16 protein-coding genes and 1 pseudogene are annotated in these 22,121 nt (G+C 61.3%); 2 read left to right on the top strand and 15 right to left on the bottom strand.

What is annotated here, in order from left to right:
* Window positions 1-169: 169 nt before the first annotated feature.
* Window positions 170-1,114 (top strand): annotated as a pseudogene (locus CKW30_RS27880) (methyl-accepting chemotaxis protein); the annotation flags it as partial.
* A 141-nt stretch (window positions 1,115-1,255) separates the two neighbouring features.
* A complete protein-coding gene (locus tag CKW30_RS27885) occupies window positions 1,256-1,969 on the top strand; it encodes a methyl-accepting chemotaxis protein (protein WP_370593502.1) in 714 nt (237 codons plus the stop codon).
* 253 nt (window positions 1,970-2,222) lie between these two features.
* On the opposite strand, the gene mdoH is transcribed toward CKW30_RS27885, so the two are convergent.
* From mdoH to hutC, 15 genes are all read right to left on the bottom strand, one after another.
* Entirely contained in the window at window positions 2,223-4,793 is a 2,571-nt protein-coding gene (gene mdoH, locus CKW30_RS13360; RefSeq protein WP_056787293.1) for a glucans biosynthesis glucosyltransferase MdoH, read from the bottom strand.
* On the bottom strand, window positions 4,786-6,567 hold the full coding sequence (locus tag CKW30_RS13365; RefSeq protein ID WP_162098724.1) for a glucan biosynthesis protein G: 1,782 nt from the start codon (window positions 6,565-6,567) through the stop codon (window positions 4,786-4,788). The genes mdoH and CKW30_RS13365 overlap by 8 nt, the downstream gene beginning before the upstream one ends.
* A 305-nt stretch (window positions 6,568-6,872) precedes the next feature.
* Window positions 6,873-7,310, bottom strand: coding sequence for a D-aminoacyl-tRNA deacylase (gene dtd, locus CKW30_RS13370; protein ID WP_095181040.1), 438 nt, complete (start codon window positions 7,308-7,310; stop codon window positions 6,873-6,875).
* Complete coding sequence (gene pip / locus CKW30_RS13375) at window positions 7,307-8,278, bottom strand: prolyl aminopeptidase (protein ID WP_095181041.1); 972 nt, start codon at window positions 8,276-8,278, stop codon at window positions 7,307-7,309. The genes dtd and pip overlap by 4 nt, the downstream gene beginning before the upstream one ends.
* Before the next feature lie 245 nt (window positions 8,279-8,523).
* The gene (gene hutG, locus CKW30_RS13380; RefSeq protein ID WP_095181042.1) at window positions 8,524-9,327 is read right to left on the bottom strand and encodes an N-formylglutamate deformylase; all 804 of its coding nucleotides are present in this window, start codon (window positions 9,325-9,327) and stop codon (window positions 8,524-8,526) included.
* Between the two features lie 10 nt (window positions 9,328-9,337).
* Window positions 9,338-10,543 (bottom strand): imidazolonepropionase, encoded by a 1,206-nt coding sequence (gene hutI, locus CKW30_RS13385; RefSeq protein ID WP_095181043.1) that lies wholly within the window; start codon window positions 10,541-10,543, stop codon window positions 9,338-9,340.
* A 244-nt stretch (window positions 10,544-10,787) separates the two neighbouring features.
* Window positions 10,788-12,320 carry a histidine ammonia-lyase gene (gene hutH, locus CKW30_RS13390; RefSeq protein ID WP_095181044.1) on the bottom strand — a complete coding sequence of 511 codons (1,533 nt, stop codon included), beginning with the start codon at window positions 12,318-12,320 and terminating at the stop codon, window positions 10,788-10,790.
* A gap of 116 nt (window positions 12,321-12,436) precedes the next feature.
* Window positions 12,437-13,960 carry a histidine ammonia-lyase gene (gene hutH, locus CKW30_RS13395; RefSeq protein WP_095181045.1) on the bottom strand — a complete coding sequence of 508 codons (1,524 nt, stop codon included), beginning with the start codon at window positions 13,958-13,960 and terminating at the stop codon, window positions 12,437-12,439.
* Window positions 13,961-14,144: 184 nt separating this feature from the next.
* Window positions 14,145-14,975, bottom strand: coding sequence for a glycine betaine/L-proline ABC transporter ATP-binding protein (locus tag CKW30_RS13400; RefSeq protein ID WP_016772086.1), 831 nt, complete (start codon window positions 14,973-14,975; stop codon window positions 14,145-14,147).
* Window positions 14,972-15,823 carry a proline/glycine betaine ABC transporter permease gene (locus CKW30_RS13405; protein ID WP_016772087.1) on the bottom strand — a complete coding sequence of 284 codons (852 nt, stop codon included), beginning with the start codon at window positions 15,821-15,823 and terminating at the stop codon, window positions 14,972-14,974. The genes CKW30_RS13400 and CKW30_RS13405 overlap by 4 nt, the downstream gene beginning before the upstream one ends.
* Before the next feature lie 70 nt (window positions 15,824-15,893).
* Window positions 15,894-16,862 carry an ABC transporter substrate-binding protein gene (locus CKW30_RS13410; RefSeq protein ID WP_041477544.1) on the bottom strand — a complete coding sequence of 323 codons (969 nt, stop codon included), beginning with the start codon at window positions 16,860-16,862 and terminating at the stop codon, window positions 15,894-15,896.
* Between the two features lie 71 nt (window positions 16,863-16,933).
* Entirely contained in the window at window positions 16,934-18,406 is a 1,473-nt protein-coding gene (locus tag CKW30_RS13415; RefSeq protein ID WP_095181046.1) for a cytosine permease, read from the bottom strand.
* Between the two features lie 149 nt (window positions 18,407-18,555).
* Window positions 18,556-20,244 carry a urocanate hydratase gene (gene hutU, locus CKW30_RS13420; protein ID WP_016772090.1) on the bottom strand — a complete coding sequence of 563 codons (1,689 nt, stop codon included), beginning with the start codon at window positions 20,242-20,244 and terminating at the stop codon, window positions 18,556-18,558.
* 475 nt (window positions 20,245-20,719) lie between these two features.
* Window positions 20,720-21,289 carry a HutD family protein gene (locus tag CKW30_RS13425; protein ID WP_095181047.1) on the bottom strand — a complete coding sequence of 190 codons (570 nt, stop codon included), beginning with the start codon at window positions 21,287-21,289 and terminating at the stop codon, window positions 20,720-20,722.
* Window positions 21,286-21,996 carry a histidine utilization repressor gene (gene hutC, locus CKW30_RS13430; protein WP_162803449.1) on the bottom strand — a complete coding sequence of 237 codons (711 nt, stop codon included), beginning with the start codon at window positions 21,994-21,996 and terminating at the stop codon, window positions 21,286-21,288. The genes CKW30_RS13425 and hutC overlap by 4 nt, the downstream gene beginning before the upstream one ends.
* Window positions 21,997-22,121 lie beyond the last annotated feature (125 nt).

The raw sequence follows: 22,121 nt of genomic DNA on the forward strand, positions 1-22,121 counted from the left end.
AGCCGATACAACCCCTATAAGTCCAATTAAGTGGTCCGAAGGGAGTGGTCGCATGTACCGTTGGTTAGCCGAGAGTCTTGGAAACGTCAGCGTCAAACGCAAGCTGGGCATCGGTTTCGGCCTGGTGCTGTTGCTGACGCTGTTGATCACGTTCACCGGCTGGACCGGCATGAGCGGCATCATCAGCCGTGGCGACAAGCTCGGCTTCATTTCCAGCCTCAATGAGCTGACCAAAGACCTGCGCCTGGCGCGCATGGACTACGACATGCGTCGTGGTGAACAGGGTCCGGGCGCGGTCAATGAATTGCTCAGCAAACTCGAAAGCGGTTTGCAGTCGGCACGCGGCATGATCGAGCAGCCGTCGGATGTGGCAATGGTCGATCAACAGCTTGCTGCGGTTGCCGAATACAAACGCGCTTTCGGCGAAATGACCCAGGCCACCGTGCACCGTGAAGATGCGCGCAGCAAGCTTGGCGCCAACGCTGACAATGCTGTGGCCAAGGTCGGCGAAGTCGAAAGTGCGATGCTGCAAGGCGACAGCGTTGCGCAGTACAACGCTGTCATCGAGCTGAGCAAACTGTTGCAGCAGGCGCGCTATCAGGTGCGCGGTTACACCTACAGCGGCAAGGCCGATGCCGAGCAACCGGCGCTGACCGCCATCGACAACGCCTTGAAGAACCTCGAAAGCCTGCCGACCCGCGTGCCAGAGCAGCACATCGCCAACCTGCAGCAAGCCACCGATTCGCTCAAGGCTTACCGCGCCGCTGTCGCTCAGTTCCGTGATTCGCAGGTCAAGAACGCCGCCGCACTGGCCAACATGTCGGCTCAGGGCGACATCCTGATCGCGGCCAGCAAGAAGCTCACCGAATCGCAAACCGTGGTGCGCGACACCGATGCCGCCCATGCCAAGAACATGCTGCTGATCGCCACTGCGCTGGCGCTGGCCTTCGGTCTGATTGCCGCTTGGGCGATCACCCGACAAATCATCATTCCGCTGACCCAGACTCTGAAAGTGGCCGAGCGCGTGGCCGCCGGTGACCTGACCCACAACCTGGTTTCCCTGCGTCGCGATGAGCTCGGGCAATTGCAGCGCTCGATGCAAAGCATGACCCAAGGCCTGCGCGAGTTGATCGGTGGCATCAGCGACGGCGTCACGCAGATCGCCAGCGCCGCTGAAGAACTTTCGGCGGTGACCGAGCAGACCAGCGCCGGGGTCAACAATCAGAAGGTGGAGACCGATCAGGTCGCCACCGCCATGAACGAGATGGCCGCCACCGTGCAGGAAGTCGCACGCAATGCTGAAGAAGCCTCAGAGGCCGCTGTCGCCGCTGACCAACAGGCCCGTGAAGGCGACAAGGTCGTCGGCGAAGCCATCGCGCAGATCGAGCGTCTGGCAATCGAGGTGGGTCACTCCACTGAAGCCATGGGCGAGCTCAAGCGTGAAAGCGACAAGATCGGCAGCGTCCTCGACGTGATCAAGTCTGTCGCCCAACAAACCAACCTGTTGGCCCTCAACGCTGCCATCGAAGCGGCCCGTGCCGGGGAAGCCGGACGTGGTTTCGCCGTGGTTGCCGACGAAGTGCGCAGCCTCGCCCAGCGCACCCAGAAGTCCACCGAAGAGATCGAAGAGCTGATCGTCGGCCTGCAAAACGGCACTCAGCAAGTGGCGACGATCATGGACAACAGCCGCAGCCTCACCGACAGCAGCGTCGAACTGACCCGGCGTGCCGGTGGCTCACTGGAGAGCATCACCCGCACCGTCTCGGCGATCCAGGCGATGAACCAGCAGATCGCCGCCGCTGCCGAGCAGCAGAGCGCCGTGGCCGAAGAGATCAACCGCAGCGTGCTGAACGTGCGCGATGTGTCGGATCAGACCTCGGCGGCGAGTGAAGAGACCGCTGCGTCCAGCGTTGAACTGGCGCGGTTGGGCACGCATCTGCAGATGCTGGTAGGCCGTTTCAAAGTCTGAGTTGATGCACAACCCCGATTCGCCTGTAACCGAGGTGATGCCATTCGCGAGCAGGCTCGCTCCCACAGGGACACGCATTCCAAGGTGGGAGCGAGCCTGCTCGCGAAGGCAGCGGCGCGGTCTGCGCGTCGTAGGTAACGGGCGCGCCAATTTGGCGACGGATGCTATGCACTGGTTTTAGGTTTGATCGGTGTTTGTTCGCAGCTCAACAGCGGACATAAAAAAACCCCGCTGAATCAGCGGGGTTCTCTTATCAGGCCGGCTGAGCCTGCAAACTCACCGGTCGCAGCGGCAGCAACGGCGCATGCGGATCGGCTTTCACCGAAGCGCGCCAAGCATCCAGCCACTCGGCAAGCCCTTCGGCCCAGACCTGCTCGTGCAAACGTGCCAGTGCAACAGGGTCGCTGAGCAGTTGCAGACGATCATGGTTGTTCAGCCCGGCCGGGCCGACCTTGATCGCGTGGCGCACACGTTCCTGACGCAGCCACTCGATCGGCTCGGCCTGGCCGTGACGCGAGGTCGCCAGCGAGCACGCCAAGGCGTTCTGCTGAGGATCGACCACGGCGCGGACGAAGCCGTCGTTGAGGGCGTGATAGCGGTTTTCGTGGGTGTACTGATCGGTTGCCAGCAAGGCCTGTGGCGGATTGTATTCCTCAGGGATGAGGAACAGGCTCTCGTCACGGGTCTTCAGACCAAGGCCGACACGGCTGGAGATCACCGAGACCGGGATCGACAGCATCAGCGAACCGACGATCGGCACCAGCCACCAGAGGAAGCTCGGGTTCAACCAGATCACCAGCAGCGCCCACAAGAAGCCCAGCAACGTCTGCGGACCGTGGCGCTTGACCGCTTCGCTCCATGGCGTCGAGTCGTCGTCACGCTGCGGCGAGTTCCAGGTCGCGGCCCAACCGAGGAACGCGGCGAGGACGAAGCGGGTGTGGAAAATCATCCGCACCGGCGCCAGCAGCATGGAGAACAGCATCTCCAGGAGCATCGACAGAGTCACCTTGAACTTGCCGCCGAACTCTTTCGCGCCCTTGGCCCAGATCAGGATGATGCTCAACAGCTTCGGCAGGAACAGCAGCACGATGGTCGTCGAGAACAGCGCGATGGCCTTGTCCGGGTGCCATTGTGGCCACAGCGGATAGAGCTGGCGCGGTTCGAGGAAGTACTGCGGCTCCATCAGCGTGTTCACCGCCAGCAGCGCGGTCGACAACACCAGGAAGAAGAACCACAACGGCGCCGACAGGTAGGACATCACGCCGGTCAGGAACACCGCGCGGTGCACCGGGTGCATGCCCTTGACCAGGAACAGGCGGAAGTTCATCAGATTGCCGTGGCACCAGCGACGGTCACGCTTGAGTTCGTCGAGCAGGTTCGGCGGCAACTCTTCGTAACTGCCCGGCAGGTCGTAGGCAATCCACACGCCCCAGCCGGCACGGCGCATCAGCGCAGCTTCGACGAAGTCGTGGGACAGGATCGCACCGGAGAACGCTCCTTTACCCGGCAACGGCGCCAGAGCGCAGTGGTCGATGAACGGCTTCATGCGGATGATCGCGTTGTGACCCCAGTAGTGGGATTCACCCAACTGCCAGAAGTGCAGACCGGCGGTAAACAGCGGGCCGTACACGCGGGTCGCAAACTGCTGCATGCGCGCATACAAAGTGTCCATGCCCGACGCACGCGGCGCGGTCTGGATGATCCCGGCGTCCGGCGTGGCTTCCATCAGGCGCACCAGACTGGTCAGGCACTCGCCGCTCATCACCGAGTCGGCGTCGAGCACGACCATGTACTTGTAGTCACCACCCCAACGACGGCAGAAGTCGTCGAGGTTGCCGCTCTTGCGCTTCACGCGACGGCGGCGACGGCGATAGAAGATCTTGCCGAAGCCCTTGGCTTCGCGGCAGACATCCAGCCAGGCCTGTTGCTCGGCGACGCAGATATCGGTGTCGTTACTGTCGCTGAGGACGAAAAAGTCGAAGCGATCCAGATCACCGGTGGCCGCTACCGATTCGAACGTCGCACGCAGACCGGCGAATACACGCGGCACGTCTTCGTTGCAGATAGGCATCACCAGCGCAGTACGCGCATCTTTCGGAATCGGCTCGTTACCCGCGCTTTTCCCGGAGATACGGTATTTATCGTGGCCAGTGAGCAACTCGAGGAAGCCCATCAGTGCGGTCCAGAAACCGGCCGATACCCAGCAGAACAGAATCCCGAACAGAATCAGGATGCTGGTTTGCAGCGCATACGGCAGCACTTGCGTGGCGGTTTGCAGCAGCGGCTGATGCAGGACTTCTTCCAGATCGACGAACGACCAGCCTTGGTACGGCATGATGCCTTTCATGTACCAACCGGCAACGATGGTCTGGCCGAGCATCAGCAGCAACAGAATGTAGCGGCGGATCGAACCGACCGTGCGCCAGCGCGCGGCCGGCAGGACATTGGCGTCCTTCGGTGGCTGCGGCGGGTTGGTGCGCCCGGTCAGACGGCGCCAGCCACGCACCAGGATATTGGTGCGCCATGGCTCCGGCACGACCTTGGTGCGGCGGATCGGCGGGGTCGCCTTGAGGCTGACCCGACCGCTGGCATCGAGCACCAGCATTTCCGCTTCAGCCAGTTCTTCGGCAGTGCTCAGGGTCAGACGCTTGCCCACCGAAGCCTGGGCGGCTTCAGCAGGGGCGTCGAATGTCGAGGACGACAGGCGTTCATGCAGCTCGCTGAACGACTGGCAACCCGCGAGTTCCGCGCGTTGCTCGTCGGTCATCGGCAGATGCGCCAGATACTCGGACAGAGTCTCTGGCTGTACTGGTGAATTACTCATCGGCAGGCAACTGATAGCTCCAGGTCTCGGTCAGGACTTCTTCAGTCGGCGCCGATTCCGGTGTGGCAGGGGCCGCGTCGGCAGCGACTGGCTGCTTGGCGTCTTTGTTGGCCTTGTCCTTGGCGTCGGCTGCAGGCTTGGCTTCAGCCTGTTTGGCTTCGGCGGCCTTGGCTTCCTTGTCGAGTTTTTCCTGTTGCTTGGCAGCAACCTTGTCAGCCTTGGCGACCGACGAGTTGGAGGCCGGGACCGATTTGCCCAGATCCGCGGTGACCACCGGCTGAACCAGAGCAGCGCGCATCTCGGTTGCCTTGCTCGGATCCTTAATCTTCATCCGCAGGGTCAAACGCCAGCCCTTGGTTTCCGGGTTGTAGCGCACGCTGTTCTCGACCAGTTCGGCGTTGTCACCGACGCTGACCTGACTGCGCACGTCGGCATCCGGCGTCAGGGCCGCCAGCGACGGGCCTTCGAAGTCGACCAGATAGGCCACGCTGCCATCGGGCTGACGGATCAGGTTCGATTGCTTGACGTCACCGGTCGAACGCAGGGTCTGTGCCACCCAGGCGCTATCCGGCGCATGGAGTGCTGCTTCGTCCATGGTCCAGTGCATGCGGTAGGCGAAGTCCAGCGGCTGGCCTGGCTCCGGCATTTTTTCCGGGCTCCAGAACGCAACGATGTTGTCGTTGGTTTCGTCAGCGGTCGGAATCTCTACCAGATCGACAGTGCCCTTGCCCCACTCGCCCTTCGGCTCGATCCAGGCACTTGGGCGCTTGTCGTAGCGGTCGTCGAGGTCTTCGTAGTGGCTGAAATCACGGCCACGCTGCAGCAGACCGAAACCACGCGGGTTCTCGACGCTGAAGTTGCTCACAGCCAGATGTTTCGGGTTGTTCAGTGGGCGCCAGATCCACTCGCCGTTGCCGGCATGGATCGACAGACCGCTGGAGTCGTGCAGTTCACGACGGTAGTTGAGGACTTTCGACGGCTGGTTGGCGCCGAACAGGAACATGCTGGTCAGCGGCGCGATGCCAAGTTTGCCGACCTTGTCACGCAGGAACATCTGCGCCTTGACGTCGACGATGGTGTCGCTGCCCGGACGCAGGATCAAACGGTAGGCACCAGTGGCACGCGGCGAGTCGAGCAGAGCAAAGATCACCAGGTGCTTGTCGCCCGGCTTGGGCTGCTGAATCCAGAACTCGCGGAAACGCGGGAACTCTTCACCCGACGGCAGCGCGGTATCGATCGCCAGACCACGGGCCGACAGACCATAGGTATGGCCCTTGCCGACGACGCGGAAGTAGCTCGCGCCGAGCATGGTCATGATCTCGTCTTGCTTGTCGGCCTTGTTGATCGGGTACAGCACACGGAAACCGGCATAACCCAGTTGCTCGGTGGCTTTCGGATCGAATTTCAGATCGCCGAAATCGAAGCGGCTCGGATCGTATTTGATCTCCGAGACGGTATTGGTGGTGATTTCGTTGATTTTCACCGGTGTATCGAAGTGCATACCCTGGTGATAGAAGGAGAGCTTGAACGGCGTCTTCTGATCGGCCCACTCAGCCTTTTCGGTGAGGAAGCGGATCTTCTGGTAGTCCGCGAACTTCATTTCGCGGAATTCGTTCGGCAGGTTGCTGCGCGGGGCTTCGAACTTCTGCCCGGCCAGCTCTTTGGCCTTGGCCGATACGTCGTCAAGATTGAACGCCCAAAGCTGACCGGCGCTGAGCAGGCACAGGAGCGCCGAACCCGCTACCAGAGCACTTCGCATGCGTTTGGCAGACATTTTTGCTGCATTACAGGGACTAACAATCACGAGCAACCCTCGCCGAAAACAGATCAATAAACCAACGGCCAGCTATCTTTATGCCAGGTTGGCGAGCATTGTTCCGACTCCGCCGGGGCAAAATGATTCCCCAATCGGATCCAGACAAGTCTCTACCTAAGTCAAAACGGATCAACGAATGTCGATCCCCGCAGCGCGCGATTATCTAGTAGCCCGGATGACAACGCATCAGGGGTAACAAAGTATTTATCGCGAAAACAGCCTAAAAACAGTCGAAATTTCCGAAAAAGGTGTTTCAGGCACTGTCAGGTCTGTAACAAAAAGGTAACCGGGCCATCGTTGACCAGGTGCACCTGCATATCGGCGCCGAATCTACCTGATGCCACAGTGCCATGCACCTGTTTCGCCTGGCTCAATAAATAGTCGAACAATTCCTCACCCAGTGCCGGCGGTGCGGCCGTGGAAAAGCTCGGGCGCAGGCCGCTTTTGGTGTCGGCGGCAAGTGTGAACTGAGAGACCAGCAGCAACCCGCCACCCACATCCGCCAGGGACAGATTCATCTTGCCCTCGGCGTCACTGAATACTCGATAGTTAAGCAGCTTATGCAGAAGTTTGTCGGCGCTGGTACGCGTATCGTCGGGTTCTAACGCGACCAGCACGAGCAAACCCTGATCGATTGCGCCGACTACCTCGCCGGCGACCTCTACCCGCGCGCCGCTTACGCGTTGTAACAGCGCCTTCATGCTTCTTCGAGTGGCAAGTCGAGCAGGCGCTGGGCCATTTTGCTCGCCGCGCGCACCAGCGCATCGGTGATGCCCGGCTCGGACGCGGCGTGGCCGGCGTCGCGGATCACCTGCAATTCGCTGTTCGGCCAGGCCTGGTGCAATTCCCAGGCATTGTCGAGCGGGCAGATCACGTCGTAGCGACCGTGAATGATCACGCCGGGCAGATGAGCGATCTTGCCCATGTCGCGGATCAGCTGGTTAGGTTCAAGGAAGGCATTGTTGGTGAAGTAGTGGCATTCGATCCGCGCAATCGACAGCGCGCGCTGCGGCTCGGAGAAACGATCGACCACCAGCGGGTTTGGCCGCAGGGTCGCGGTACGCCCTTCCCAGGTCGACCACGCCTTCGCTGCATGCATCTGGGCGATCTGGTCGTTGCCGGTCAGGCGTTTGTGGAAAGCACTGAGCAGGTCGTCGCGCTCGTCCAGCGGGATCGGCGCGATGTAGTCCTGCCAGTAATCCGGGAATAGACGGCTGGCGCCGGCCTGATAGAACCATTCGATTTCCTGCGGACGGCAGAGGAAAATCCCGCGCAGAATCAGACCGTGCACGCGCTCCGGGTGGGTTTGCGCGTAGGCCAGGGCCAGGGTCGAACCCCAGGAGCCGCCGAACAACACCCACTTTTCAATGCCCAGGTGTCTGCGGATGCGCTCAAGGTCTTCGACCAGATCCCAGGTGGTGTTGTTTTCCAGGCTGGCGTGCGGGGTGGAGCGACCGCAGCCGCGCTGGTCGAAGGTGACGATGCGATACAGATTCGGATCGAAATAGCGTCGGCTCTGAGCGTCACAGCCGGCGCCGGGGCCACCGTGGATGAATACAACCGGCAATCCTTCCGGCGAGCCGCTTTCATCGACGTACAGCGTATGGGTGTCATCGACAGCCAGATCGTGCCGGGCGTGAGGTTTGATCTGCGGAAACAAAGTCTGCATTGCGCGCTCCGTAAGGGGTCGAGGTCATCCCTGGGGGGACTCGTATTATTCTGCCGTTGGGCATCATAAACCCGATTTGCGTCAATGAGCATGCTCCGGGGCCTGATCGTTCCCACGCTCTGCGTGGGAACGCCTCTTGGGACGCTCCGCGTCCAGTGACGCGGAGCGTCACGGGCTGCATTCCCACGCAGAGCGTGGGAACGATCAAACGGACGCCTTCGCGAGCAGGCTCGCTCCCACAGGGGTTAGGCGCTGTAGTGAGATTTTGCCCAGGCCAGATAGCCGTGCAGCAATTCCCTGAGCACCACCCGCGTCGGCTCGGCCAGGTCAGCGCGGTAGCGGAACGGTTCGAACTCTTCCATGTAGGTGGACTGGCACAGTTCCAGCTGCACGGCGTGGATGTTCTGCGCCGGATCGCCGTACTGGCGGGTGATGTGCCCGCCCTTGAACCGCCCGTTCAGCACATGGGTGAACTGCGCGTGCTGCGCACAGATCGCTTCCAGTTGACTGGCCAGTTGCGCATCACAACTGGCGCCATTGAAGGTGCCGAGGTTGAAGTCCGGCAGCTTGCCGTCGAACAGGTGCGGGATGATCGAGCGGATCGAGTGCGCATCGAACAACAGCGCGTAGCCGAATTCGGCTTTCAGTCGCGCCAGTTCCTCCTGCAAGGTGCGGTGGTACGGCGTCCAGATCTGCTCCAGGTATGTTGCGCGCTCCTCTTTCGACGGCTCCTGCCCCTCCTCAAACAACGGAATGCCGTCGAACAACGTCGCCGGATACAACCCGGTGGTCGCCCCGGCATACAACGGCTTGTCGTCGGACGGCCGGTTGAGGTCGATGACGAAACGCGAATACTCGGCAGCCAGGGTGCTGGCGCCCAGTTCCTCGGCAAAATCGTAGAGCTGCGGGATATGCCAGTCGGTGTCCGGCAAACTCTTCGCGGCGGGGATCAACCCGGCTTCGACCGCCGGGGTCAGACGCACGCCGGCGTGGGGCATGCTGATCAGCAGCGGCACGCGGCCTTGTTTGAAACTCAGAACCTTGTCCACAACCGCCCTCCTAGAAATTCGATTCGACGCCGTGACGCACGACGCGCTTGTCCAGATCGCCACCGAGCCAATAGGCCAGATCCGCTGGACGCTCGATGTCCCACGCCACGAAATCAGCGACCTTGCCGACCTCCAGCGAGCCGTGGGTATCGGCCATGCCCAACGCCTGCGCGGCATGAAGGGTCGCCCCGGCCAGGGCTTCTTCCGGAGTCATGCGAAAACAGGTGCAGGCCATGTTCAGCATCAGGCGCAACGACAGCGCTGGCGAGGTGCCGGGATTTAAGTCGCTGGCGATGGCGATTTTCACCTTGTGCTTGCGCAGCGCTTCCATCGGCGGCAACTGGGTTTCGCGCAAGAAGTAGAACGCGCCCGGTAGCAGCACGGCGACGGTGTCGGCAGCGGCCATGGCGATCGCGTCGTCCTCGTCCATGAACTCCAGGTGATCGGCGGACAAGGCTTTGTAGCGTGCGGCGAGGCTGGAGCCGTGCAGCGAGGACAATTGCTCGGCGTGGAGTTTCACCGGCAGACCGAGTTGTTGCGCGGCGACGAACACCCGCTCGACCTGCTCCGGCGAGAATGCCAGGTATTCGCAGAACGCATCCACGGCGTCGACCAGACCTTCGGCGGCAAGGGCCGGAAGCATCTGCTCGCAGACCAGATCGATGTAATCGTCGGCGCGATCCTTGTACTCCGGCGGCAACGCGTGCGCCGCCAGGCAAGTGCTGCGCACGCTGATCGGCAGCTCTTCGGCCAGGCGCCGGATGACCCGCAGCAGCTTGCGCTCGTTGGCCAGATCGAGACCGTAGCCCGACTTCATTTCCACCGTGGTCACGCCGTCGCGCATCAGGCTTTTCAGGCGTTTGGCGGCGCTGGCGAACAGCTCGTCTTCGCTCGCTTCACGGGTGGCGCGCACCGTGCTGGCGATGCCCCCGCCCTGCGCGGCGATCTCGGCGTAGCTGACGCCTTGCAGACGCTGCTCGAACTCGCCGCTGCGGTTGCCGCCGAACACGGTGTGGGTGTGGCAGTCGATCAGACCGGGGGTGACCCACGCACCCTGCAAATCATTGACCGCCGGGTATTCGCCGGATGGCAATTGAGTGCGTGGGCCAATCCACTCGATCAGCGTGCCGGACGTCACGATCGCGGCATCCTCGATGATCGAATAGGCGCCGTTGGCCATGGTTGCGACGTAGCAGTGTTGCCAGAGGGTTTTCACTGTTGGCCTCCGTTTGGGTTTGTATGGTGAGCAGCCTCAAAAGCCCCTCACCCTAGCCCTCTCCCAGAGGGAGAGGGGACTGACCGTGTTGTTCCGTCGAGATATGCCGACCTGAAATTTCTCAGCCGAACTCACGTTGCGAAAACAATGAAGATCGGCTCCCTTCCCCCTCTCCCCCTTGGGGGAGAGGGCTGGGGTGAGGGGGATCGATTTCACTAACAATACAAATCTCCCCGTAAAGCGCTTACAAACTAGGCAACAACTGCCCAGCAACAAGCTCGGTCAGACACCGCGAAGCCAGCAATTCAGTCGCCGCATTGATGTCCGGGGCAAAGAATTGGTCCTTCTCATAGAACGGCACTTGCTTGCGCAAAATCGCCCGTGCCTGTTCCAGCTTCGGCGAGGTCTTCAGGCCGTTGCGCAGATCCAGGCCCTGCACCGCCGCCAGCCATTCCACGGCGAGAATGCCGCGAGTGTTCTCGGCCATTTCCCACAGACGCTTGCCCGCCGCCGGGGCCATCGATACGTGATCTTCCTGGTTGGCCGAGGTCGGCAGGCTGTCCACCGAATGCGGATGGGACAATGCCTTGTTTTCGCTGGCCAGTGCTGCCGCAGTTACTTGCGCGATCATGAAGCCGGAGTTCACACCACCGTTAGCGACGAGGAACGGCGGCAGTTGCGACATGTGCTTGTCCATCATCAGCGAGATGCGGCGTTCGCTCAGCGAGCCGATTTCAGCGATGGCCAGGGCCATGTTGTCAGCGGCCATGGCTACCGGTTCGGCGTGGAAGTTGCCGCCGGAAATCACGTCGCCTTCAGCGGCGAATACCAGCGGGTTGTCGGAAACCGCGTTGGCTTCGACCGCCAGCACTTCAGCGGCCTGGCGGAACTGGGTCAGGCAGGCGCCCATGACTTGCGGCTGGCAGCGCAGCGAATACGGGTCCTGGACCTTGTCGCAGTTCTGGTGCGAGGCGGAGACTTCGCTGCGCTCACCGAGCAGATCGCGGTACGCGGCAGCAGCATCGATCTGCCCTCTCTGCCCACGCGCGGCATGAATGCGCGCGTCGAACGGCGAGCGCGAACCGAGCACGGCTTCTACGGTAAGACTGCCCAGCGCCACTGCACCGGCAAACAGATCTTCGCCTTCGAACAAACCGCGCAGGGCAAACGCTGTGGAAACCTGAGTACCGTTGAGCAGCGCCAGACCTTCTTTAGCCGCTAAAGTCAGCGGCGCCAGGCCTGCGACTTTCAGTGCTTCGGTGGCTTCAAGCCATTCGCCCTTGTAGCGGGCCTTGCCCTCGCCCAGCAGCACCAGCGACATGTGCGCCAACGGCGCCAGATCCCCCGACGCACCGACCGAACCTTTCAGCGGAATGTGCGGATAGACCTCGGCATTGATCAGCGCGATCAGCGCATCGATCACCTGCCGACGGATGCCGGAAAAACCACGGCTGAGACTGTTGACCTTGAGCACCATGATCAGTCGCACAAGGTCATCGCTGATCGGCTGGCCGACGCCGGCAGCGTGCGAGAGCACCAGCGAACGCTGCAGGTTCTCCAGGTCTTCGCTGGCGATGCGCGTCGAGGCCAGCAGGCCGAAACCGGTGTTGATGCCGTAGGCGGTGCGGTTCTCGGCGAGGATCTGTTCGACGCAGGCGACGCTGGCCTCGATCTGCGCGCTGGCGCTGTTGTCGAGGGTCAGTGTGACCGGGTTCTGATAGACGTCACGCAGTTGGGCCAGGCTCAGTTGGCCGGGGATCAGATTCAGCGCAGTCATTAAAATGCTCCTGTCAGGCATTGTTATTAACTACCAGTCGCTCCGGAGCATTCCGTTATCCGTCGTTTCTCGTCTTGTGAACGATCCACGCCTTGGCACGCTGGTATGGGTAGTTGTCAGTGCAAATTCGGTAGAACGTTGTGCGGCAGATTCGGGTCTTTCAGCACGGTCGCAGCGGCAGCGATATCCGGCGCCAGCCAGCGATCCTGATCGTAGGCGGGGACCGTTTCGCGCAGCAGTTTCCACGCGCGGTCAGTGCCCACGCCAAAGCGCTGTTCCTTGAGGAATTCAAACGCCTGCGCCGCCAGCAGGTATTCAATCGCGAGGATCTGCGTGCAGTTTTCCAGCGCGCGATGCAGCTTCAGCGCGGCGTTGGCGCCCATGCTCAGGTGATCTTCCTGCAGGCCCGAGGTGATGTAGTTGTCGAGTACCGCCGGTTGCGCCAATTGACGGTTTTCCGCACACAGCGAGGCGGCGACGTATTGCACGATCATCATCCCCGAGTTGACCCCGGGATTGGCCACCAGAAACGCCGGCAGACCGCTGACGTGCGGATTGACCAAACGGTCCAGACGGCGCTCGGCAATCGAGCCGATTTCGGCCATGGCAATCGCCAGCAGATCCGCCGCCATCGCCACGGATTGACCGTGCGGGTTGGCCTGCGACATCACCCGGAAATTGTCCGGTGTGCCGAGCAGTAACGGGTTGTCGGTGCAGCCGTTTAGTTCGGCTTCCACCTGTTTGATTGCGTGCTCCAATTGATCACGCGCGGCGCCATGCACCTGCGGGATCGAGCGGATGCTCAGCGCGTCCTGAGTGCGAACGCCTTTGCTTGCGGCGATCACTTCGCTGCCATCGAGTAATGCGCGCAGATTTTGGCCGACCTGCTGCATGCCTGGATGCGGCTTGAGCGCAATGATCTCGGCATCGAAGGCATCGATCTGGCCGCGCTGGGCTTCGAAACTCATCGCACCAATGACATCGGCCCATTGCAACAGCCGCGTAGCATCGGCAATCGCCAGGCAACTGAGGCCGGTCATGCAGGGCGTGCCGTTGACCAGACACAAGCCATCCTTCGCGCCGAGCTGCACAGGTTGCAGGCCCTCTTCGGCCAGCGCCTGTTGCGCCGAAATGATCTGCCCGCGATAACTGACATTGCCAACGCCGAGCAGCGCGATGCCGATGTGCGCCATGTGCGTCAGGTAACCCACCGAACCCTGCGACGGCACCTGCGGGGTGATGCCGCGATTGAGCAGCGCCAGCAGCCCTTCGACCACACGCCGATGCAGGCCGGACTTGCCGTGGCTGTAGTTGTGAACAGCAGCGCAGATGATCGCGCGGGTCTGCTCGTCGCTGAGCACCGGGCCGACACCGCAGGCATGGCTGAGCAAGGTGTTGCGCGAGAGTTGGCTGAGCTGTTCGTCCTGCAGCGAGACGTTGGACAGACCGCCCAGACCGGTGTTGACGCCATAGGCGCGCTCGCCGCTGGCGACGATGCGCTGGACGATGGCCTGAGCGTTATCGATGCGCGCCCAGGTTTCGCTGGACAGTTCCAGTGGCGCACCGTGCCGGGCAACGGCGACCACGTCCTGCCAACGCAGAGGGCTGCCTGTGATAACGATTTTTTCAGCCTGGGACATCTCTAACCTCATACCAATTCTGTTGATGCCGGTAACCCAGTGGTGAGGGGATTTATCCCCGTTGGGTGGCGAAGCCGCCCCAAACCATGCCCGCAAATCCGTCAGACAGACCGCAGTGGCCGGTTTTACGACTGCTTCGCAGCCGAACGGGGATAAATCCCCTCGCCACGACGGCCACTCAGCGTCACACCACCGCCGCGCGCCGCTGCACGAACCGGTCGACATACTCATCTGCCGGCGAGTGCAGGATCTCTCTTGGCGTGCCGACCTGAATCAGCCGGCCATCCTTGAGAATCGCGATGCGATTGCCGATGCGCACGGCTTCGTCGAGGTCGTGGGTGATGAAGACGATGGTTTTGTGCAGGGTCTTTTGCAGTTCCAGCAACTGGTCCTGCATCTCGGCGCGGATCAACGGATCCAGCGCACTGAATGCTTCATCCATGAGGATGATGTCGGTGTCCGCCGCCAATGCACGGGCGAGGCCGACGCGCTGACGCATGCCGCCGGAGAGCTGGTGCGGGTATTTGTTTTCGTAGCCTTTGAGGCCGACGGTGTTGATCCAGTGCAACGCGCGTTCGGCGCAGACCTGCTTGCTTTCGCCACGTACTTTCAGGCCGTAGGCGACGTTATCGAGCACGGTCTTGTGCGGCAGCAGGCCGAAGCTCTGGAACACCATGCTGATCTTGTGCCGGCGAAATTCACGCAGGGCGTCCATGTCGTACTGCAGGATGTCCTCGCCATCGACCAGAATCGCCCCGCTGGTAGGATCGATCAGGCGATTGAAGTGGCGCACCAGGGTGGATTTGCCCGAGCCGGACAGGCCCATGATCACAAAGATTTCACCGGTGCCGATGCTCAGCGACAAGTCGTTCACGCCGACCACGCAACCGGTTTCGTTGAGCACCTGATCCTTGCTCTTGCCCTGGCCGACCATGGCCAGCGCATCCTTGGCGCGGTTGCCGAAAATCTTGAAGACGTTGCGCACTTCGATCTTGCTCACGCTTGCGTTGCTCATTTGCTCACCTCGTGGCGTGGCCGACCGTACGCTTGAGTAATGCGGTCGATGACCACCGCGAGAATCACGATCGCCAGCCCGGCTTCAAGACCACGGCCGACGTTGAGGGTCTGAATCCCCACCAGCACGTCTTCACCGAGGCCGCGGGCGCCGATCATTGAGGCGATCACCACCATCGACAGGGCCATCATCGTGGTCTGGTTGATCCCGGCCATGATGCTCGGCAGCGCCAGCGGCAGTTGCACGCCGAACAGTTGCTGCCAGCGGTTGGCGCCGAAGGCATTGATCGCTTCCATGACTTCGCCGTCGACCTGGCGAATACCAAGGTCGGTCAGGCGAATCAGCGGGGGCGCGGCGTAGATCACCGTGGCGAAAATCGCCGGCACCTTGCCCAGACCGAACAGCATCAGCACCGGAATCAGGTAAACGAAACTCGGCATGGTCTGCATGATGTCGAGCAGCGGCATCAGCACCGAACGCAGGCGATTGCTACGCGCCGAGAGAATCCCCAGCGGGATGCCGATCAGCACCGAAATGATCGTCGCGACCATCATCAGCGCCAGGGTCTGCATGAGTTTGTCCCAGAGGCCGACCGCGCCCACCAGAAACAACAGACCGACAATCACGGCGGTGGTCACGACTTTGCGCGTGGCGTGCCAGGCGATGACACCGACGATTGCCAGCATCAACCACCACGGCGCCGCACGCAGCAAACCTTCGAGACTGACGATGGCCCACAACAGCGTGTCGGAGATATGCCGGAACACGTCGCCGTAGTTGGTCACCAGCGAATCGACCCAACCGTTGACCCAGTCGGCGATGGAAAAGGTAAAGCTTTCGGGAAACATAAGGGACTCTCAATCAAGGGGTTGCGATCAAGCGTCCGGCTGCCGTGGCTGGCAGCCGGGGAAACCTGACCTACAAGGCCGCGTCGATTTTCTTGGCTGCGTCGTCGCTCACCCATGCGTGCCAGACTTCAGGATGTTCCTTGAGGAAGATTTTCGCCAGTTTTGCCGACTCGATGCGTTCCTTGGCCATGCGCCCGAGGTTCTGATTGAGCAGGTCGATCGGCAGGTTGACTTTCTCCAGCACGGCGACCAGTTCCGGGGCTTCGTCGTGGAAGGTTTTCGACAGGCCGACCTTGATGCTGACGGTCTTGTCGACGCCGGGTTTCTCTTCCAGTTTGACTGCATCGATCTGGCCCATCAGCGGCGTCGGCGACCAGTAGTAGAAGAGGATCGGCTCGCCACGCTTGTAGCTCGACAGCACCGCCGCATCCAACGCGGGGCCTGTGCCCGGACGGAAGTTGGTGTAGCTGTTTTCCAGGCCATAACTCTTGAGCATTTCGCTGTTGTCGAGCTCGCAGGTCCAGCCGGCCGGGCAGTTATAGAAGCGGCCCTTGGATGGCTCTTCGGCGTCCTTGAACACGGCGGAATACTTGCCCAGGTCAGCGATGTTTTTCAGGTCCGGGGCTTTCGCCTCAAGCTTGCGCTTGGCGTCGCCTTCGATCACGTAACGCGGCACGTACCAGCCTTCGACCGCGCCCACTACCGGCGCGCCGACACCGACGACCTTGCCGGCCTTCTCGGCCTTGTTCCAGACCTCGCTGCGGCCGACCCACTCTTCGGCAAACACTTGAATATCGTTACTGCTCAGGGCGTTTTCCATGGTGATGGAATTGCCCGGCAGGCTGTCGGTCTTGCAGCCGTAACCTTTCTCCAGCACCACTTGCATAACGTCGGTCAGGAGCATGCCGCTTTCCCAGTTCAGCCCGGCGAATTTCACCGGTTTGCCCGATTCGCACCAGCCGGCGGCTTGCGTCGCACCGGCACTGGCCAACAGGCCCATGGACAGCAATGTGGTCAGCAGGGTCTTGTTCGATTTCATTGTCGTGACGCTCCTAATCATGAATGGGCTTACGGCAGTTCAAGAGGCATCCAGCCTGGTCCACGTCCAGATCAGGCCTGCGCCGCAGCGCGACCGGCCCCGCTCGTTTTTGCTTGTTGGGTGCTGTTCTGCTCGACCGGCAGAATCAGGCGATCGGGCACTGCGCTGTGCCATTTCTTTGCGCAGAAGTAATAGACGGTGGCCGGGAGAACCAGGCCGATGATCCAGGAAATGTCGACATCACCGAGGGCGGCTACCAGTGGGCCGGTGTAGAACTTGGTCGAGATGAATGGCAACTGCACCAGCACGCCGAACACATAGACGCTGATACCGAGCAGGTTCCAGCGACCGTAGCGACCGTCCGGATCGGCCAGCGCCGGCACGTCATAGCGCTCGCGGGTGATGCAGTAGTAGTCGACCAGATTGATCGCGCTCCACGGGGTGAAGAAGGCGAGCAGAAACAGGATGAACGACTTGAACGCACCGAGGAACGAGTGCTGCCCGAGCAGGGCAATCAGGGTTGCCGCGCCGACGATGAACAGCACGAAGATCAGCCGCTGCATGCGGGTAACCGTCAAGTGCCCTTTGAAGCCACTGATGATGGTGGCGATGCACATGAAGCTGCCGTAAGAGTTCAGCGTGGAGATGGTCACTTTGCCGAACGCGATGCTGAAATACAGCAGCGCAGCAGTGGCGCCGGTACCGCCGAGGCCGACGATGTAGGCGACTTCATGGCCAGCGAATTGACCGTTGGCCGACGCGGCGGCAAATACACCGAGAATCATCGCGACTTGCGCGCCGATCACCGAACCTGCGCCAGCGGCGAAAAAGGTTTTCACCGATGAAGTGGCGCTCGGCAGGTAGCGTGAATAGTCCGCCACATACGGGCCGAAAGCGATCTGCCAGGACGCCGCCAGCGACACCGCCAGGAGGAAACTGCTCCAGCTGAAATGACGTATCTGCAGAAGTGCGCCGACGTCGGTCTGGCTCATCAGCCGCCAGAACAGGAACACAAAAGCGATCACGCCAATCACGCTGGCGACGCGGCCGATCCAGTGGATCACCCGGTAGCCAAGCACTGTGACCAGCACGATGACACTGGCGAAAATCAGGATGCCAACACTGTCGCTGACACCGAACAACTGCCCCAGCGCCTGCCCGGAGAGCACTGTCCCGGTGGCGGTGAAACCCAGGTACATCAGGCACACCAGCACGATCGGAATCGCAGCGCCATAAACGCCGAATTGCACACGACTGGAGATCATCTGCGGCAAGCCCAGTTTCGGCCCTTGCGCGGCATGCAGCGCCATCACACCACCGCCGAGCAGTTGGCCGATCAGCAGACCGATCAACGACCAGAAAACATCACCGCCAAGCACCACGGCCAAGGCCCCGGTGACGATCGCGGTGATCTGCAGGTTGGCGCCCATCCACAGGGTGAACTGGCTGAACAGACGACCGTGTCTTTCCGCTTCCGGGATGTAGTCGATCGAACGCCTTTCAATCAACGGAGTACTGCCTGCACGTTCGTTGTTAACCGCCATGATTCAACCTCTGTGGATTGCTATTCGGGTTCACTGAAATTCCTCTGTGGGAGCGAGCCTGCTCGCGAATCGGGTGTATCAGTCACAGCAGTAGCGACTGACACGACGCCTCCGCAAGCAGGCTCGCTCCCACTTAAAACCAGAGCGTGTTACCCGCCAGTGATCATCGGCAGATTCAGCCCCTGCTCTTTCGCGCAGTCGATGGCGATCTGGTAACCGGCATCGGCATGGCGCATGACGCCAGTCGCCGGGTCGTTATGCAGCACACGAGCAATGCGCTCGGCGGCTTCGTCAGTACCGTCGCAGACGATCACCATCCCCGAATGCTGCGAGAAGCCCATGCCGACCCCGCCGCCGTGGTGCAAGGAGACCCAGGTCGCGCCGCTGGCGGTGTTCAGCAGTGCGTTGAGCAGCGGCCAGTCGGAGACGGCGTCGGAACCGTCCTGCATCGATTCGGTTTCGCGGTTGGGGCTGGCCACCGAGCCGGAGTCGAGGTGGTCGCGGCCGATCACCACGGGGGCCGACAGCTCGCCGCTACGGACCATTTCGTTGAAGGCCAGACCGAGCTTGGCGCGCTGGCCCAGACCGACCCAGCAGATACGCGCCGGCAGACCCTGGAAGCTGATGCGCTCGCGGGCCATGTCCAGCCAGTTGTGCAAATGCGCGTCGTCGGGGATCAGCTCTTTGACCTTGGCGTCGGTTTTGTAGATGTCCTGTGGATCACCCGACAGCGCCGCCCAACGGAACGGGCCGATGCCACGGCAGAACAGCGGACGGATGTAGGCCGGCACGAAACCCGGGAAATCGAAAGCGTTTTCGACGCCTTCTTCCTGAGCCATCTGACGGATGTTGTTGCCGTAGTCGAAGGTCGGAATGCCTTGCTTCTGGAACTCCAGCATGGCTTTGACGTGCACCGCCATCGACTGCTTGGCGGCTTTGATCACAGCGGCCGGTTCGGTCTTGGCGCGAGCGCGGTATTCGTCCCAGCTCCAGCCGGCCGGCAGGTAACCGTTGAGGGGATCGTGGGCGCTGGTCTGGTCGGTGACCATGTCCGGGCGCACGCCGCGCTTGACCAGTTCCGGGAGGATTTCCGCCGCATTACCGAGCAGCGCGATGGAAATCGCTTTGCCTTCTTTGGTGTATTTGTCGATACGCGCCAGAGCGTCGTCGAGATCTTTGGCTTGCTCATCGACGTAACGGCTTTTCAGGCGGAAATCGATGCTGACTTGCTGGCACTCGATGTTCAGCGAGCAGGCGCCGGCCAGGGTGGCAGCCAGCGGTTGTGCGCCGCCCATGCCACCGAGGCCGGCGGTCAACACCCAGCGCCCCTTGAGGTCAGCGTTGTAATGCTGGCGCCCGGCTTCGACGAAGGTTTCGTAGGTGCCCTGAACGATGCCCTGGCTGCCGATGTAGATCCAGCTGCCGGCGGTCATCTGGCCGTACATGGCCAGGCCTTTGGCGTCGAGTTCGTTGAAGTGTTCCCAGCTCGCCCAGTGCGGTACCAGGTTGGAGTTGGCGATCAGCACGCGCGGCGCGTTGCTGTGAGTCTTGAATACGCCGACCGGCTTGCCCGACTGCACCAGCAGGGTTTCGTCGTCATTCAGGTTGGTCAGGCTCTCGACGATCTTGTCGTAGCACTCCCAGTTGCGTGCGGCGCGGCCGATGCCACCATAGACCACCAGTTCTTTCGGGTTCTCGGCGACTTCCGGGTCGAGATTGTTCATCAACATGCGCAGCGGCGCTTCGGTCAGCCAGCTCTTGGCGGTCAGCGTGTTACCGCGTGCGGCGCGGATCTGCACGTCACGAAACTTGTTGCTGTTCTGGGTATTGTCAGTCACGAAAAAGACTCCTCAGCGATCAATTCAAACCAACCCTGGCAGTGGGCAGCAGCCTGCGCGCTGTGCTGCGCGACAAGCGAATCAGTGGACGCTGCGGAGAGTCTCGGACGACTCATACGCATACGTCTTTACTTGTACATACAAGCATATGCAATCAAGCGGCCAACTTGCTGGAGGAGTGTTCAGGAAAAATCAGAGGTAGGGCTGGAGAGCGCCTGAATCGAGGGTTCTGGCGTGAATGAAATTTTCTTCGCAGTTATTTTGGGGAGGTTGGGATTGGCTACGACAGCGTGGTTTTGCGCCACGCTGGGGCGTTCGGTAACAAGTTGGTGCGTAGAGGGAAACAAGAGTGGGGATGGCTTTCGTGGCGAGGGATTTATCCCCGCTGGGCTGCGCAGCAGACCGCTTTTTTTTATCAAGAATGGGGCCGCTTCGCGACCCAGCGGGGATAAATCCCCTCGCCACAGGGGTGTGTTCAGTTCTGGAGGAGTTCGATCACGCAGCATGCGGCGTTGGTAGAGACTTCGACCAGCCCACTGTTGCCGTCCAGCTGCAGGCAATCATGCCGACCGAGCTGCGAAACGCCGTCGCCAACACTCACGTCCATCCGCTCACTGGCACTGAACACCAGCACCGTCGATGCCGAGCTGAAAAACCGCTGCTCACCGGCCAACCACTGCAACCGTGCGCTGTAACGTTGCGGCGCGTAGATCAGATTGAAATCGCGAATCGCACCGCCGAGCAAGGTGCAGGACACCTGACTTTCGCCGCTGAAGGCGAACGGGTCCAGCGGTAACAGTGGACGGGTAGCGTCACCGTCGACGCACAGAGTCATGCCGTCGCCCTGCAACACGGTGATCACTCGCTGGTAACCGGCAAATGTCGAGAAACCGCCCGATTCGGCGATGTCGGCAATTGACAGGCGCCAGCCGAAACTGTCCAGGCCAGCGCCGGCATCACGGGTGATTTCCTCGGTGCTGCCGCCGCCGTTTTTCCAGGGCATGCGCGGGTAGCCTTCGGCGCGTAAAACCTTTATCTCATTCATTTGTGAAAGCGCCCTTCCAGACGATGACGCGAACCCGGGTGGATCAAACGCGCCGCCGTCACCGGTTGACGCCCCGACCACGTACGCCGACGAATCAGCAGGCACGGCTCGCCCTTTTCGATCTGCAGCAACTTGCACTCCGACGGCTCGGCAAGGATGGCTTCGACCACGTGTTCGCCCTCGGTCAGCGGCGCGACCTGGTTGAGATAGGCGTAGGGCGTTTGCAGAGTGAAATCCTGCTTGAGGTATTCCGGGGCGACCAAAGCGTTGACGAAACGGTCTTCGATTTGCACCGGAATGTCGTTTTCGTAGTGCACGATCAGCGAGTGGAAGACCTTCTGGCCTTCGCGCATGTCCAGCGCCAGCGCGCGTTCGGAACCGGCGGCCTCTTCTTCGAGGGTGATGACCTGACAGGTGTGGCGATGCCCGCGCGAGGCGATTTCGTCGGCAATGTTGTGCACTTCGAACAGCGCGGACTGGCTCTTCGGTTCGGCGACAAACGTGCCCACGCCTTGCATGCGCACCAGCAGGCCGTCAGCGGTCATCTCGCGCAGGGCGCGGTTGATGGTCATGCGGCTGAAGCCAAGCTGGCTGACCAGCTCGCTTTCGGACGGCACGCGGTAGTGCGGCGGCCAATTACCGCTGTCGATCTGCTGGGTGATCATCTGTTTGACGCGGGCGTACAAGGGCGCCGGACTGTCGCCCATGTTCGCGGCCAACGGAGAAACTGGAGGCGGAGTCGGCACGGTTGATCCCTGTTCATTGGATGAAAGTGACTAGCTTGCCGGAGTTTACCGGGCAGGCAAACGTCTGTATATGTATATACAAATAA

The sequence above is a fragment of the Pseudomonas sp. Irchel 3F6 genome (assembly GCF_900187595.1).
GTDB lineage: Bacteria > Pseudomonadota > Gammaproteobacteria > Pseudomonadales > Pseudomonadaceae > Aquipseudomonas > Aquipseudomonas siliginis.